General features: G+C 59.0%; 14 protein-coding genes. 8 read left to right on the top strand and 6 right to left on the bottom strand.

The window, feature by feature from the left end:
• Nucleotides 1–115: 115 nt before the first annotated feature.
• Nucleotides 116–565: a cytochrome c gene (locus tag JFT44_RS02905; protein WP_057440228.1), complete on the top strand. Its 450-nt coding sequence runs from the start codon at nucleotides 116–118 to the stop codon at nucleotides 563–565.
• Between the two features lie 19 nt (nucleotides 566–584).
• Here JFT44_RS02905 and JFT44_RS02900 read toward each other — a convergent pair whose 3' ends face one another.
• The 5 genes from JFT44_RS02900 to JFT44_RS02880 form a co-directional block, all read right to left on the bottom strand.
• Nucleotides 585–980, bottom strand: a complete 396-nt coding sequence (locus tag JFT44_RS02900; protein ID WP_057440229.1) for a DUF1090 domain-containing protein — start codon at nucleotides 978–980, stop codon at nucleotides 585–587.
• Between the two features lie 80 nt (nucleotides 981–1,060).
• Entirely contained in the window at nucleotides 1,061–2,740 is a 1,680-nt protein-coding gene (gene ligB / locus JFT44_RS02895) for an NAD-dependent DNA ligase LigB (protein ID WP_370694593.1), read from the bottom strand.
• Between the two features lie 98 nt (nucleotides 2,741–2,838).
• Entirely contained in the window at nucleotides 2,839–3,186 is a 348-nt protein-coding gene (locus JFT44_RS02890) for a DUF1090 family protein (protein WP_057440231.1), read from the bottom strand.
• 249 nt (nucleotides 3,187–3,435) lie between these two features.
• Nucleotides 3,436–4,626: a methionine adenosyltransferase gene (gene metK, locus JFT44_RS02885; protein ID WP_057960856.1), complete on the bottom strand. Its 1,191-nt coding sequence runs from the start codon at nucleotides 4,624–4,626 to the stop codon at nucleotides 3,436–3,438.
• Between the two features lie 19 nt (nucleotides 4,627–4,645).
• On the bottom strand, nucleotides 4,646–5,641 hold the full coding sequence (locus JFT44_RS02880) for a metalloregulator ArsR/SmtB family transcription factor (RefSeq protein WP_057960855.1): 996 nt from the start codon (nucleotides 5,639–5,641) through the stop codon (nucleotides 4,646–4,648).
• A 260-nt stretch (nucleotides 5,642–5,901) separates the two neighbouring features.
• On the opposite strand from JFT44_RS02880, the gene tkt reads away from it, so the two are divergent.
• From tkt to fba, 6 genes are all read left to right on the top strand, one after another.
• On the top strand, nucleotides 5,902–7,899 hold the full coding sequence (gene tkt / locus JFT44_RS02875; protein WP_057440233.1) for a transketolase: 1,998 nt from the start codon (nucleotides 5,902–5,904) through the stop codon (nucleotides 7,897–7,899).
• A gap of 138 nt (nucleotides 7,900–8,037) precedes the next feature.
• Nucleotides 8,038–9,123, top strand: a complete 1,086-nt coding sequence (epd, locus tag JFT44_RS02870; RefSeq protein WP_057960854.1) for an erythrose-4-phosphate dehydrogenase — start codon at nucleotides 8,038–8,040, stop codon at nucleotides 9,121–9,123.
• Complete coding sequence (locus JFT44_RS02865) at nucleotides 9,120–10,283, top strand: phosphoglycerate kinase (RefSeq protein ID WP_057440234.1); 1,164 nt, start codon at nucleotides 9,120–9,122, stop codon at nucleotides 10,281–10,283. Before epd ends, JFT44_RS02865 begins: the two co-directional genes overlap by 4 nt.
• Nucleotides 10,284–10,312: 29 nt before the next feature.
• Nucleotides 10,313–10,537: a hypothetical protein gene (locus JFT44_RS02860; protein ID WP_057440235.1), complete on the top strand. Its 225-nt coding sequence runs from the start codon at nucleotides 10,313–10,315 to the stop codon at nucleotides 10,535–10,537.
• A gap of 60 nt (nucleotides 10,538–10,597) precedes the next feature.
• Complete coding sequence (locus tag JFT44_RS02855) at nucleotides 10,598–10,933, top strand: MliC family protein (RefSeq protein ID WP_057960853.1); 336 nt, start codon at nucleotides 10,598–10,600, stop codon at nucleotides 10,931–10,933.
• A gap of 169 nt (nucleotides 10,934–11,102) precedes the next feature.
• A complete protein-coding gene (gene fba / locus JFT44_RS02850) occupies nucleotides 11,103–12,167 on the top strand; it encodes a class II fructose-bisphosphate aldolase (RefSeq protein WP_029297347.1) in 1,065 nt (354 codons plus the stop codon).
• A gap of 266 nt (nucleotides 12,168–12,433) precedes the next feature.
• Here fba and JFT44_RS02845 read toward each other — a convergent pair whose 3' ends face one another.
• Entirely contained in the window at nucleotides 12,434–12,805 is a 372-nt protein-coding gene (locus tag JFT44_RS02845) for a hypothetical protein (RefSeq protein WP_198830338.1), read from the bottom strand.
• 508 nt (nucleotides 12,806–13,313) lie between these two features.
• Here JFT44_RS02845 and JFT44_RS02840 point away from each other — a divergent pair.
• Nucleotides 13,314–13,775, top strand: a complete 462-nt coding sequence (locus JFT44_RS02840; protein WP_169990365.1) for a hypothetical protein — start codon at nucleotides 13,314–13,316, stop codon at nucleotides 13,773–13,775.
• The last annotated feature ends 72 nt before the right edge of the window (nucleotides 13,776–13,847 follow it).

The following is a 13,847-nucleotide window of genomic DNA, read 5'->3' as shown; positions in this document are numbered from 1 at the left end:
CAAGGCGGTAGCCGGTACCGATTACGGCACAAGCGTCCATATTATTAATAGGGCTATTGGTCTTTCCGGGCGGGGCGGGGATACTGGCCGCCGTTTCCCGTGACCCTGAGCCACCATGACTTTTAAAAAACTGACTGTTGTATTGCTGGCCGCTTTGACGCTGACCGCCTGCGGCGGCGTGGATCCGAACTCGCCATTGGGCCAGCGCAAGGCCATCTTCAAGCAGATGCTCAAGACCGGCGAAGACCTGGGCGGGATGCTGCGCGGCCGTATTCCGTTCGACGGGGCGAAATTTGCCGAGGGTGCGGTCAAGCTCGACACCCTGTCCCATGAGCCGTGGAAGCACTTTCCAACGGTGCGCGAAGAAGATCACACCAGTGCCAAGGACGATGTATGGCAGAAACAGGCCCAGTTCCAGGAACTGGCGCGCAACCTTGAGGCGGCCACCGGTGAGTTGGTGATCGCCAGCCAGGTGCAGCCGTACAAAGCCAGTGACCTGAAGCCGGCCGTGCAGAAAGTCGAAGATGCGTGCAGCGCCTGTCATAAGCAGTTTCGCGACCATTGAGGCATCGGTCGGATGCGTCTTACTTGTCCAGGTCGTCGAGGGCTTGCTGTAGCTCTTTGCGCGACTCGGCGAGCTTGTCCTTACGCTTGTTGATCTTCTCGGAGTCGCCTTTTTTCATGGCCTTGTCGAGGTCAGCCTGACGACGGCTGACTTCGTGCTTGGCATCCAGCACCTTGTTCTCGCGTTCCTTTTTCAGGGAGGCGTCGGTGCAGTGGGCGGTGACTTCGCTCAAGGCTTTTTCCAGACCGGCTTGTTGCTCACTGTTGCCATGGGCCTTGGCTTGTTCGATCTGCAGGCTGATGGCCTGGCGCTTGGCAGCGCAACCGGTCAGTTGCGGGGCTGTCTCGGCAGCCAGCAAGGGAGTGGTCAGAAAACTGGTGACGGTCAACAGGGCAAGCGGTGCAAGAAACTTCATAAGAACTCCAAAATAAACAAGATCGTTGTCAGGTGGGCAGGATGATTTCTGCCGGTACCGATGAATGTAGCGGGCCGGGCCTAAAAGCCGTCGATCCCGGCAGCCCGTAGTGTTTCGCTCATGGCCACCACCTGAGGGTCGCGAAAAAAGGCGCTCAACTGCGCCGCGCGTCCCGGGCCGATTCCTGCCTCGGCCTGCCAGGCTTGCGTGTCGCGGGCGGCCAGGGCATGCCAGCCACCCACCAGGTTATTGCGGGCGGTCGGTGGAACCCCCAGCGCCATCAGCCATTGAGCGAACGGTCGCTGACGTGCGGTCTGCAGGCTCGCAAGCAGGCGCGTCGTGCTGCGGTCGCCGAATCCGTCAATGGTAGCAAGCTCTGTCTCATCAAGGTTCAACCAATCCACCAAACCGCTGATTTGACCGGCCTGGATCAAGGAGTTCCAGGTCTCGCGGCCAATGTGTGGCAGATCCAGCCCCTGCTTGCCACTGAGCCAGGTCAGTCGGGCCAGCAGTTGCTCCTCGCAGGCCGGGGCCAGACGCAAGCAGCTCAGGTGATGGAAGTCGCCCGCCACCGGGGCCGCGACATCGACCCGTGGATAGCTGCGCAGGATGACCTGGTCGAGCCTGGGAATCACTTGGCCGGCAAGGCTGATGGACACTTGGTCGCCGGGCCGGATATCGAGCTGTTGCCAGCGTTTCAACGAGCCGATGCTGACGCGCTTGATCTGGCGATCGTCGAGCATTACCGGGTGCAGTTCCAGGACCGGGGTGATACGGCCGGTGCGGCCGATCTTGAACTGCACCTGGCGCACATGGGCCAGGGCTGTGATGACCGGGTATTTCCAGGCAACAGCCCAGTAAGGCGTACTGGCCTGCCAGCGTTCGGCCGGGGCGCGCTGGCTTTGATGCAGCACCACGCCATCAGTGGCGAAGGGCAAAGGGTGCCCATGCCAGAACGCTCGCCAGTGACGGGCCTGCTCGAAGGTGTCGATGGGCTGGCTGTAGCGACGGCTGTCGGTAAAACCCCAGTGTGCAAGGGTGTCCAACTGCTGCTTGAGGTCCGCCGGCCCTTGCGGCCAGGCCCAGACAAACAGGCCGATGCCGGCGGCGTCGGCGTCATTGAGGTGTTGGCGGTTCATCAGCCCGGAGATTTTGCTGCGGGCATTCATGCCGCCCGTCTCCCCTTGTATATGGGCGTCCAGGCGCCAGTACAGCTCACCCTGCAAGAGCAGGTCGATGGCCTCGGGCAGTTGTTGCACAAGGCCGGGGATCTTGCGGGCCGAGTCCGTCCAGTCATGGCCGGACAGGCCGTCGCCGCGGCTGATCACCTGGGCCAGGCGACCCCCACGATAGACCAGGCTCACGGCCACCCCATCGACCTTGGGTTGTATCCACAGGTCGCTGCGTGTGCCGATCCAGTCTGCCACGGCGCGGTCGTTGACCAACTTTTCAAGGCCCGTGTGCGGGACGGGATGGGCGACAGTGCCCCGCGAGCTGGCCAGGGGATTTTGCGCAGGTGACGGCGCCTGTGCAAAGCAAGTCCGCCATTGCTCCAGGCGCATGCGGGCCTGGTCATAGAGCTCGTCGCTGACCAGGGATTGGCCGAGTCGGTGGTAGCTGTCGTCCCAGAGGTCGATTTGTCGTTGCAGGGCGGTGATTTCGTCCCGGGCCTTGTCGGCTTGCCAGTCCGGGCAGCCCTGCGCCCAAGCGACGATAGGGAAGAGCATCAACAGCAGGTAGGTCAGCAGGCGTGGTGTCATCATGAGCATCCTTGCTCTGAAGGGGCGCCCAGCCTAAAGCAAGCAAACGCCCATAAAAAAGCCCCGCAGGCGCGAGGCTTTTTACCGGGTGTTTCTGCTTACTTGAACAGACCGCCCAGGGCTTTCACGGTGTCGTTGCTGTCAGCCTTGGCCTGCTGCTTTTGCGCGGTTTCGTCGAGCTTGCCTTGGGACTCGCCGACTTTTTTGCAACCTTTGTTTACCTGGTCCAGTGCTGCCTGCATGGCCTTCACTTTCAGGTCCTCGCCATTGGCTTTGGCGGCGTCGACTTTGGCTTGCAGCTCCTGGCTCTGTTTTTCGCAGTTGCCGGTAGCGCCGCCCAGTTGGGAAGTCAGGGCGCCAGTCAGGCCGCTCAGGTCAGCGGCTTGCACTGGCAGGGCGAACAGGCTGAGCAGTACGGCGGCAGGAGCGAAGGTGGAAATACGCATGAAAAACCTCAATGTTCGATTGCCTGCGCACTTGGCTGTCCCGAGCAGGCGCAGTGCAGTATCCAATGTGGTTAAGGGCTCGGGAGGGCGCGAATTCTAGTGGGCCATCATTTAGCCTGCAAGGTTTGGATCCAATAAATGTGAACTATTTGCCAGGTTCGCCGTCGCGCTAACCCCCGCCCGCAAAAAAGCGCAACAAAAAGCCCCACCGGGAAAACCCGGTGGGGCTTTGGGTGCTACGTGCTGCGATTACAGACCGGCAGCGGTGCGCAGGTCGTCGGCGCGGTCGGTTTTTTCCCAGGTGAACGTGGTGAAGGTGTCGTCGCCGACGGTCTTCTGTTCAGGGGTACGACCGAAGTGGCCGTAGGCCGCGGTTTCCTGATACATCGGGTGCAGCAGGTCGAGCATGGTGGTGATTGCGTACGGACGCAGGTCGAAGATCTCACGCACCAGCTTGACGATCTTGTCATCGCTGATCTTGCCGGTGCCGAAGGTGTTCAGCGAGATCGACGTAGGCTGGGCCACACCAATGGCGTAGGACACCTGAATCTCGCAACGCTCGGCCAGGCCAGCGGCGACGATGTTCTTGGCCACGTAACGACCGGCATAGGCTGCCGAGCGGTCAACCTTGGAGGGATCCTTGCCGGAGAACGCGCCACCGCCGTGACGGGCCATGCCGCCGTAGCTGTCGACGATGATCTTGCGCCCGGTCAGGCCGCAGTCGCCCACCGGGCCGCCGATGATGAACTGGCCGGTCGGGTTGATGTGGAACTGGGTGTCCTTGCTCAGCAGTTCGGCAGGCAGCACGTGCTTGACGATCAGCTCCATCACACCTTCGCGCAGGTCTTTGTAGGAGACTTCCGGATTGTGCTGGGTCGACAACACCACCGCGTCGATGCCCACCACTTTGCCGCCTTCGTAACGGCAGGTCACCTGGGACTTGGCGTCCGGGCGCAACCAAGGCAGCAGCCCGGATTTACGGGCCTCGGCCTGGCGCTTGACCAACTGGTGCGAGAAGGTGATCGGTGCAGGCATCAGCACGTCGGTTTCGTTGCTGGCGTAGCCGAACATCAGGCCCTGGTCGCCGGCGCCCTGGTCTTCTGGCTTGGCGCGGTCGACACCCTGGTTGATGTCGGGCGACTGCTTGCCGATGATGTTCATCACGCCGCAGGTCGCGCCGTCGAAGCCGACGTCAGAGCTGGTGTAGCCGATGTCGGTGATCACGTCACGGACGATCTGCTCCAGGTCGACCCAGGCCGACGTGGTGACTTCACCGGCGATGATCGCCACGCCCGTTTTCACCAGCGTCTCGCACGCCACGCGGGCGAACTTGTCTTCAGCAATGATGGCGTCCAGCACCGCATCAGAAATCTGGTCGGCGATTTTGTCCGGATGCCCTTCAGACACGGACTCGGAGGTGAAAAGGGAATATTCGCTCATCTCGATGTTTTCCTGATATTTACCGATGGTGAGTGTCGCCAGTTGGCCGCTGAAAGTGGCGGACCTGAATCTGGAAACCATTACGTAAGCCTACATACAGGCTTTCCCCGGGAACGAGTCCCGCAGCGGTGGCCCAACGGGCCAGATCGTCCTGTTCAAACCCCAACCATAGATCACCGCAGGCCTCCCTGGCCCAACTCTGGTTGTGGCTGCATAAATCAGTTACTAGCAGGCTGCCACCCGGTTGCAGCAAACCGGCCATCTGCCTGAGAGCATCGGCCGGCGCGGCAAAATGGTGAAGAACCATGTTCAACACCACGCAATCGGCTTGCAGCCCGACCTCATTCAAGGCATCGGCCAGTTGCAGGCGGACGTTGCCCAATTGCTCGCGCTCGCACAGCTGGCGCGCCAGTTCCAGCATGGCCGGGCTGTTGTCCAGCGCCGTCACCTGGTGGAAGCGTCGTGCCAGGTCCGGCAGGAACCCGCCGTCGCCCGGGCCGACTTCCAGCGCCGTGGCACCTGGGTTGAAGCCCAGCTTGTCGAGCAGCGCCAATACGCTTTCGCGGTATTGAGGCAGCCCGGCAATCAGGTCCTGCTGGGCGCGGAACTTGTCTGCCACCCGGGAGAAAAAGTCCTGGCTGGCCGCAGCGCGTTGCCCGTGGACCTGGGCGATCCGCGACTGCACGTCAGCCGGCAGGGCCAGGTTGTCCACTTCTTCGAGCAATGCAGCGTGCAGCTTGCCACCCAGCAAATCGGTGTGGGGCAGGGCGCGACGGTAAAAAATCGCATTGCCTTCACGGCGGGTGGCCACCAGGTCGGCCTGGGCCAGCACTTTCAAGTGGTGGCTCATGCCGGACTGGCCAATGGCAAAGATCCGCGCCAGTTCCAGCACACCAAACGAGTCGTTGGCCAGGGCGCGCAGTACATTCAAGCGCAGCGGATCACCGCCGGCCTTGCACAGGGCCGCCAGCTCATCGCAATCGTCGGGGCGAATGGAAGGCGCAGGTAAGTTCATAAGGCCAGCAGTCTAGTGATGAGGTCAAATCCCCGCAAGGCCAATATCAAAAAGTTTTGATATTGGTCGATAATCGGTGGTTATAAGCAGGCGCTATAACCTTTAGACGAACGGCGGGAAGTGTTCTTGCCGCCAATGCAGTCCAAACCACAGGAAAAACCTACATAAGTCGGTATCTGTCATTGCCCCTGAGGCCTTGGCTGAGGGAAAATGCCGGTCCTTTTTTCCGTTTCTTTTATTCAACCTCCAGGAGATCAGCGATGCCCAGCCGTCGTGAGCGTGCCAACGCCATTCGTGCCCTCAGCATGGATGCCGTGCAAAAAGCCAACAGCGGCCATCCCGGTGCCCCAATGGGCATGGCGGATATCGCCGAGGTACTTTGGCGTGACTACCTGAAACACAACCCGAGCAACCCGTCGTTCGCCGATCGCGACCGCTTCGTGCTGTCCAACGGCCATGGCTCGATGTTGATCTATTCGTTGCTGCACCTGACCGGCTATGACCTGTCCATCGACGACCTCAAGCAGTTCCGCCAACTGCACAGCCGCACCCCGGGCCACCCGGAATTCGGCTACACCCCAGGCGTCGAGACCACCACCGGTCCCCTGGGCCAAGGCCTGGCCAACGCCGTGGGCTTCGCCCTGGCAGAAAAAGTCCTGGCGGCGCAGTTCAACCGTCCAGGCCACAATGTTGTCGACCACCACACCTATGTGTTCCTGGGTGATGGCTGCATGATGGAAGGCATTTCCCATGAAGTCAGCTCCCTGGCCGGCACCCTGGGCCTGGGCAAGCTGATTGCTTTCTACGATGACAACGGCATCTCCATCGACGGCGAAGTCGAAGGCTGGTTCACCGACGACACGCCAAAGCGTTTCGAAGCCTACAACTGGCAGGTGATCCGCAATGTTGACGGCCATGATCCGGAAGAGATCAAGACCGCCATCGAAACCGCGCGCAAAAGCGAACAGCCGACCCTGATCTGCTGCAAGACCACCATTGGCTTCGGTTCGCCGAACAAGCAAGGCAAGGAAGACTGCCACGGCGCCCCATTGGGTGACGCGGAAATCGCCCTGACCCGTGAAGCGCTGAAGTGGAACCATGGCCCGTTCGAAATCCCGGCTGATATCTACGCCGAGTGGGACGCCAAGGAAGCCGGTCGCGCCGCAGAAGCCGAGTGGGACCAGCGTTTTGCGGCCTACTCCGCAGAGTTCCCGGAGCTGGCCAACGAACTGGTACGCCGCCTGGCCGGTGACCTGCCTGCTGATTTCTCGGAAAAAGCCTCGGCCTACATCGCCGAAGTCGCGGCCAAGGGCGAGACTATCGCCAGCCGTAAAGCCAGCCAGAACACCCTGAACGCCTTTGGCCCGTTGCTGCCTGAGTTCCTCGGCGGTTCGGCTGACCTGGCCGGTTCCAACCTGACCCTGTGGAAAGGCTGCAAAGGTGTCTCGGCTGAAGACGCCAGCGGCAACTACATGTACTACGGCGTGCGCGAGTTCGGCATGAGCGCCATCATGAACGGCGTTGCCCTGCACGGCGGCCTGGTGCCTTACGGCGCGACCTTCCTGATGTTCATGGAATACGCGCGCAATGCCGTACGCATGGCCGCGCTGATGAAGAAGCGTGTGATCCATGTGTACACCCACGACTCCATCGGTCTCGGCGAAGACGGCCCGACGCACCAGCCGGTCGAGCAACTGACCAGCCTGCGCACCACGCCGAACCTGGATTGCTGGCGCCCAGCCGACGCGGTGGAATCCGCGGTGGCCTGGAAGCACGCGATCGAGCGCAAGGATGGCCCTTCGGCGCTGATCTTCTCCCGTCAGAACCTGCAACACCAGGTGCGTACTGACGCGCAGATCGCCGACATCAGCCGTGGTGGCTACGTGCTCAAGGACTGCATTGGCGAGCCGGAGCTGATCCTGATCTCCACCGGTTCCGAAGTGGGCCTGACCGTTCAGGCCTACGACAAGCTGACCGCCCAAGGCCGCAACGTGCGCGTTGTGTCCATGCCGTGCACCAGCGTGTTCGAAGCCCAGGACGCCGACTACAAGCAATCGGTCCTGCCGTTGCAGGTCAGCGCGCGTATTGCCATCGAAGCGGCGCACGCCGACTACTGGTACAAGTACGTGGGCCTGGAAGGCCGCGTGATCGGCATGACCACCTACGGTGAGTCGGCGCCGGCGCCAGCGTTGTTCGAAGAGTTCGGTTTCACCCTGGAAAACATCCTGGGTCAGGCTGAAGAGCTGCTGGAAGACTAAGTCAGTCTGCGTTGTCTGTACTGGCGCCATCGCGGGCAAGCCCGCTCCCACATTTGGATCTCGGTCTAATGTGGGAGCGGGCTTGCCCGCGATAGCGATGGAACATTCAACACTGAACGAACATTGATCGAGAACCCCATGCCTCAACCCCGTCCCTACAAAGTTGCACTCAACGGCTACGGCCGGATTGGTCGTTGCGTCTTGCGTGCGCTGTTCGAGCGAGGGGCGGCGGCCGGGTTTGAAATTGTCGCCATCAACGATCTGGCCGACATGGCCAGCATCGAATACCTGACGCGCTTCGACTCCACCCACGGCCGGTTCCCCGGCGAAGTGCGGATCGACGGCGATTGTCTGCATATCAATGGCAACTGCGTGAAGGTTTTGCGCAGTGCCACGCCCGAGGGCATCGACTGGGCGGCGCTGGGCGTCGACCTGGTGCTGGAATGCTCCGGGGCCTACCACACCCGGGCCGATGGCCAGCGGTTCCTCGACGCCGGCGCGCCGCGCGTGTTGTTTTCCCAGCCGATGGCCAGCGAGGCGGATGTCGACGCCACCATCGTCTATGGGGTCAACCAGGACTGCCTGACCGGTGACGAGTTGCTGGTGTCCAACGCCTCCTGCACCACCAACTGCGGTGTGCCGTTGTTGCGCCTGCTGGACCAGGCGATTGGCCTGGAGTATGTGTCGATTACCACTATTCACTCGGCGATGAACGACCAGCCGGTGATTGACGCCTATCACCATGAAGACCTGCGCCGTACCCGTTCGGCGTTCCAGTCGGTGATTCCGGTGTCCACCGGCCTGGCTCGTGGTATTGAACGCCTGCTGCCGGAACTTGCCGGGCGAATCCAGGCCAAAGCAGTGCGCGTGCCGACGGTGAACGTGTCGTGCCTGGATATCACCATGCAGACTGTCAGCGACACCGACGCCAGCGAGGTCAACCGGATCCTGCGCGAGGCTGCCACCAGCGGCCCGCTCAAAGGCCTGCTGGCGTACACCGAGTTGCCGCACGCCAGTTGTGATTTCAACCACGACCCGCATTCGGCCATCGTCGATGCCAGCCAGACCCGCGTTTCCGGCCCCAGGCTGGTGAATATCCTGGCCTGGTTCGATAACGAATGGGGCTTTGCCAACCGCATGCTGGATGTTGCGGAACATTATCTGCACATCGCTTCTTCAAAATTAGCCCTTCAAAATCAAGTAATTCAGGAACTGCGACCATGACCGTGTTGAAGATGACCGACCTCGATCTGCAAGGTAAGCGCGTACTGATTCGCGAAGACCTCAACGTCCCAGTCAAGGACGGTGTAGTCACCAGCGATGCGCGAATCCTGGCTTCGCTGCCGACCATCAAGCTGGCCCTGGAAAAAGGCGCGGCCGTGATGGTCTGCTCCCACCTGGGTCGTCCGACCGAAGGTGAGTTCTCCGCCGAAAACAGCCTCAAGCCTGTAGCCGATTACCTGAGCAAGGCCCTGGGCCGCGAAGTGCCGCTGGTGGCTGACTACCTGGGCGGTGTTGACGTCAAGGCCGGCGACATCGTGCTGTTCGAAAACGTGCGCTTCAACAAAGGCGAGAAGAAGAACAGCGACGAACTGGCCCAGCAATATGCTGCGCTGTGCGACGTGTTTGTGATGGACGCCTTCGGCACCGCGCACCGCGCCGAGGGTTCGACCCATGGCGTGGCCAAGTTCGCCAAGGTGGCCGCTGCTGGCCCGTTGCTGGCTGCCGAGCTGGATGCACTGGGCAAGGCCCTGGGCGCACCAGCCCAGCCAATGGCTGCCATCGTGGCCGGTTCCAAGGTGTCGACCAAGCTGGACGTGCTCAACAGCCTGAGCCAGATCTGCAACCAACTGATCGTGGGCGGCGGCATTGCCAATACCTTCCTGGCCGCTGCTGGCCATCCGGTAGGCAAGTCGCTGTACGAGCCGGACCTGTTGGACACCGCCCGTGCCATCGCGGCCAAGGTCAGCGTGCCGCTGCCGGTGGACGTGGTGGTTGCCAAGGAATTTGCCGAAAGCGCCGAAGCGACCGTCAAGCTGATCGCAGATGTGGCGGCTGACGACATGATCCTGGATATCGGCCCGCAAACGGCGGCCAACTTCGCCGAGCTGCTGAAAGCCTCCCGGACTATCCTGTGGAACGGCCCGGTCGGTGTGTTCGAGTTCGACCAGTTCGGCAACGGCACCAAAGTGCTGGCCAAGGCGATTGCTGAAAGCTCGGCATTCTCCATTGCCGGCGGTGGCGACACCCTGGCGGCCATCGACAAGTATGGCGTTGCTGAGCAGATCTCCTACATTTCTACCGGTGGTGGCGCGTTCCTTGAGTTTGTCGAAGGCAAGGTCCTGCCAGCCGTTGAAGTGCTGGAAAGTCGAGCCAAGGGCTGAGTCCCGCAGCCTGGAAAAGGAGCATTCCCATGATCAAGCCATTCGCGCTGGTGATTGCAGCAGGCCTGTTGGCTGGCTGCGGCAGCGCGCCCAAGGCGCCGGCAGACGACGCCCCAGGGGCTGCACCGCACAAGGGCTGCTACCAGGCCGACTGGCAGGCTGAAACCATGCCGGTGATCAGCAAGCGCATAGGGCCCGACGGTCTGGAGAAATACGATTCCCCGCCCAAAGGTAAGGAACAGGGTTGCCCTTGATGGGTCTGATTCACTAACCGACAGCAGTGGCGGCCTCGGGCCGCCGTTCGAGGATTGGCAATGAAAGGCGTTATCGCCCTGGCAGCACTGGCTCTATTGGCCGGTTGTGCCAACCTGAACATGTTCAACAAGGCACCAGCGCAGCAAGAACCATGGACCACCTGGGTATGCGACAGCCAGGCCCAGGTGAACTGGCGGTTTGTCGATACCGACCACAAGCAGGTGGATGTGCGCCTCGGCGGCTCCGACCTGGTGTATCGCCTCAAGGAAGATGTGGCCGCTTCCGGCGCGCTGTACAGCAATGAGCAACTGGCGTTTCACACAAAAGGTGAGGAAGGCCTGGTTTATTGGGTTGCCACCGATGATTTGATCGGCCGGGGCTGCAAGGCCCAGTAATACAGAGCACATGGGATCCGGTTCCAATTCGACAAAGATTGCGAACCGCACCCTGCAATAACGATTCAGCAGGCCAAGGCTCAACCCCTTGATCTGCAATAACTTGAATAGCAGCCGCCGCTACGGCAGGCTTGCACGATTAACGACCCTCGACCGGGAGAGAGACACAATGGCACTTATCAGCATGCGTCAAATGCTGGATCACGCAGCCGAGTTCGGCTACGGCGTCCCAGCCTTTAACGTCAACAACCTTGAGCAGATGCGCGCCATCATGGAAGCCGCTGACAAGACCGACTCCCCAGTGATCGTCCAGGCTTCGGCCGGTGCCCGCAAATACGCCGGCGCACCGTTCCTGCGTCACCTGATCCTCGCGGCAATCGAAGAATTCCCACACATCCCGGTGTGCATGCACCAGGACCACGGCACCAGCCCTGACGTATGCCAGCGCTCCATCCAACTGGGCTTCAGCTCGGTGATGATGGACGGCTCCCTCGGCGAAGACGGCAAGACCCCGACCGACTACGACTACAACGTGCGCGTCACCCAACAAACCGTGGCCCTGGCTCATGCCTGCGGCGTTTCGGTAGAGGGCGAGCTGGGCTGCCTGGGCTCCCTGGAAACCGGCATGGCCGGCGAAGAAGACGGGATCGGCGCCGAAGGCGTGCTGGATCACAGCCAGATGCTGACCGACCCGGAAGAGGCCGCTGACTTCGTCAAGCGCACCCAGGTCGACGCCCTGGCCATCGCCATCGGCACCAGCCACGGCGCGTACAAGTTCACTAAGCCGCCTACCGGCGACGTGCTGGCCATCGACCGCATCAAGGAAATCCACAAGCGCATCCCCAACACCCACCTGGTGATGCACGGTTCTTCCTCGGTACCGCAAGAATGGCTGGCGATCATCAACCAGTACGGCGGCGACATCAAAGAAACCTACGGCGTACCGGTTGAAGAAATCGTCGAAGGCATTAAGCACGGCGTGCGCAAGGTCAACATCGACACCGACCTGCGCCTGGCTTCCACCGGTGCGATGCGTCGCCTGATGGCCACCAACCCGAGCGAGTTTGACCCGCGTAAGTTCTTCGGCGCCACTGTGACTGCGATGCGTGATGTATGTATTGCGCGTTACGAAGCGTTCGGCACGGCCGGTAATGCTTCGAAGATCAAGCCTGTGTCGTTGGAAGCGATGTATCAGCGGTATTTGAAAGGTGAGTTGAACGCTAAGGTCAACTAAGCCTTAGCGTTTAGTCGCGTTGATGAGAAACCCGCCAAGAGGCGGGTTTTTCTATCTTTTCTTTAACTATTAGACGTTGCGCTCTTCGATTCGTAATGTAATATTTTTTCCCACAAGCCCGACGCTACCGCTCACTGTTCGAACAAAAGCGGACCATTGTCTGCCTGCGCTTGGTTCGAGTACGATTTTATTGTACAGTTCTATCTCGCCATCTTTGCAGATCATTTCCAAGTCAGAAACTACATTACCTGTAATGTCGCTAAGTGTTAGGTACTTTCCGTTTTTCTTAAAAGAAAATTGTTCTTTTTTTCTCTTGATTTATAAGCGTTTACGTGTCCGTGGCTGGTGATTCCCAAATAGTGGCCAGGGAAAAAATTACCGTCTGCGCTGGTGGTTATGTACTCCCCATTGCCCACATGTTCAAAGTTAAATACTACTGCGATGCTATGTTCGCCTGTGCTCGCACACAGGTGGTTTGTTTTTACATAGTTAAGCACTGGGAATGGTATTCCGTCGGCGTATTTGGCGTGATCACCGCTTTCATATGTGCCGTTTTCAATTTTTTGGAAACCCAGCCTACAAGTGAGGGGGTATCCGGAAGTGTACATACGAGCAGTGAGAGAGCCTTCCTTGTTCATGATGTACCTCAACCTATATAGATGGATGGCCTTGCTTAGGCCTAGGGTATGACCAATTTTAAATATGTATTTTTTTGGAGTTGCTGTCAGAAATGACAGTGTTTAATGAAGTTTTGCGATAGGTGTTATAAGTGAAATTTTTAATGTACTTAACGAAGGCTGACTGTAAAAGGGGGGCTATTTAACTGCAAAATAAATTTGTTGCTAATATCTCTCCCTCTCCACCCTCCGAGCGCTTAGGGAAACCTGCAGCGATAAGGTTTTTTATGGGTGAAGACTTTTCATTTGAAAGTTTGTGCGTTGAGTTAGGTGTGTGCAAATAGACTGTTTTAAGATTTGGATGAAATATCCTTTGTGTGTTTAATGACGGAAAGTTCTAGGTTTTGCAGGATTTGACAGGTTGAATTTAATGGTTGTTGGTTTATTTTTTATTGTGTGGTTTTTAGCGATTTAGGGCGAGCCATAGAATGTATTTATTTTATTAACTTGTTTGGCGAGGTTTTAAGTCATGGAGTATGATTTTGTAAATCCACCCGTTGTAAGTGCTGAAACTAAAAATGCTTTGGAACGCCGGAAGCATCTGGAATCGATTAAAGGCACGGTGTGGGAAAAATATCCGCCGTTTGAAGGTGGTATGTCGAATAAACCTTTAACCCCTGAGGAAACAAAGCTGCTTCAGCAGTATGACGAGGAGCAGGCTGAATTTGATAGTCGTCACTACTACTTCGAAGAGTCCCCCACAGACGATCAAAGAATCACCTATATAATCGGGCATCGCGGTGGAGACGAGTTCCCAGGTTTTAAAGGCTCGGTTAGCTATGAAGAGTTAGCATCTGGGGTCTTGTCGCAATTAAGAGCCGGTACTTATAAGCGGGGAAGTGGTGCTGCTTATTCCTTGGCTGAATTTGAGAATAATGTGAGGAAGGCCTATGAAAAAGAGTTGAAATTTGGTTGGCTGCGAAAAAATTGATTTTTCGCAGCGGCATCGCCTAGTGGTGATGGGAGCTTCGCGCTCTTATAAAAAGTTGGACTGTAAAGGGGG

Origin of the sequence: Pseudomonas sp. MF5691, assembly GCF_016405645.1 — a bacterium.
In the GTDB taxonomy this organism is placed as follows: Bacteria; Pseudomonadota; Gammaproteobacteria; order Pseudomonadales; family Pseudomonadaceae; genus Aquipseudomonas; species Aquipseudomonas shahriarae.
Note: the sequence above shows the minus strand (reverse complement) of the source record. Positions and strands in the feature narration are given on the sequence as shown.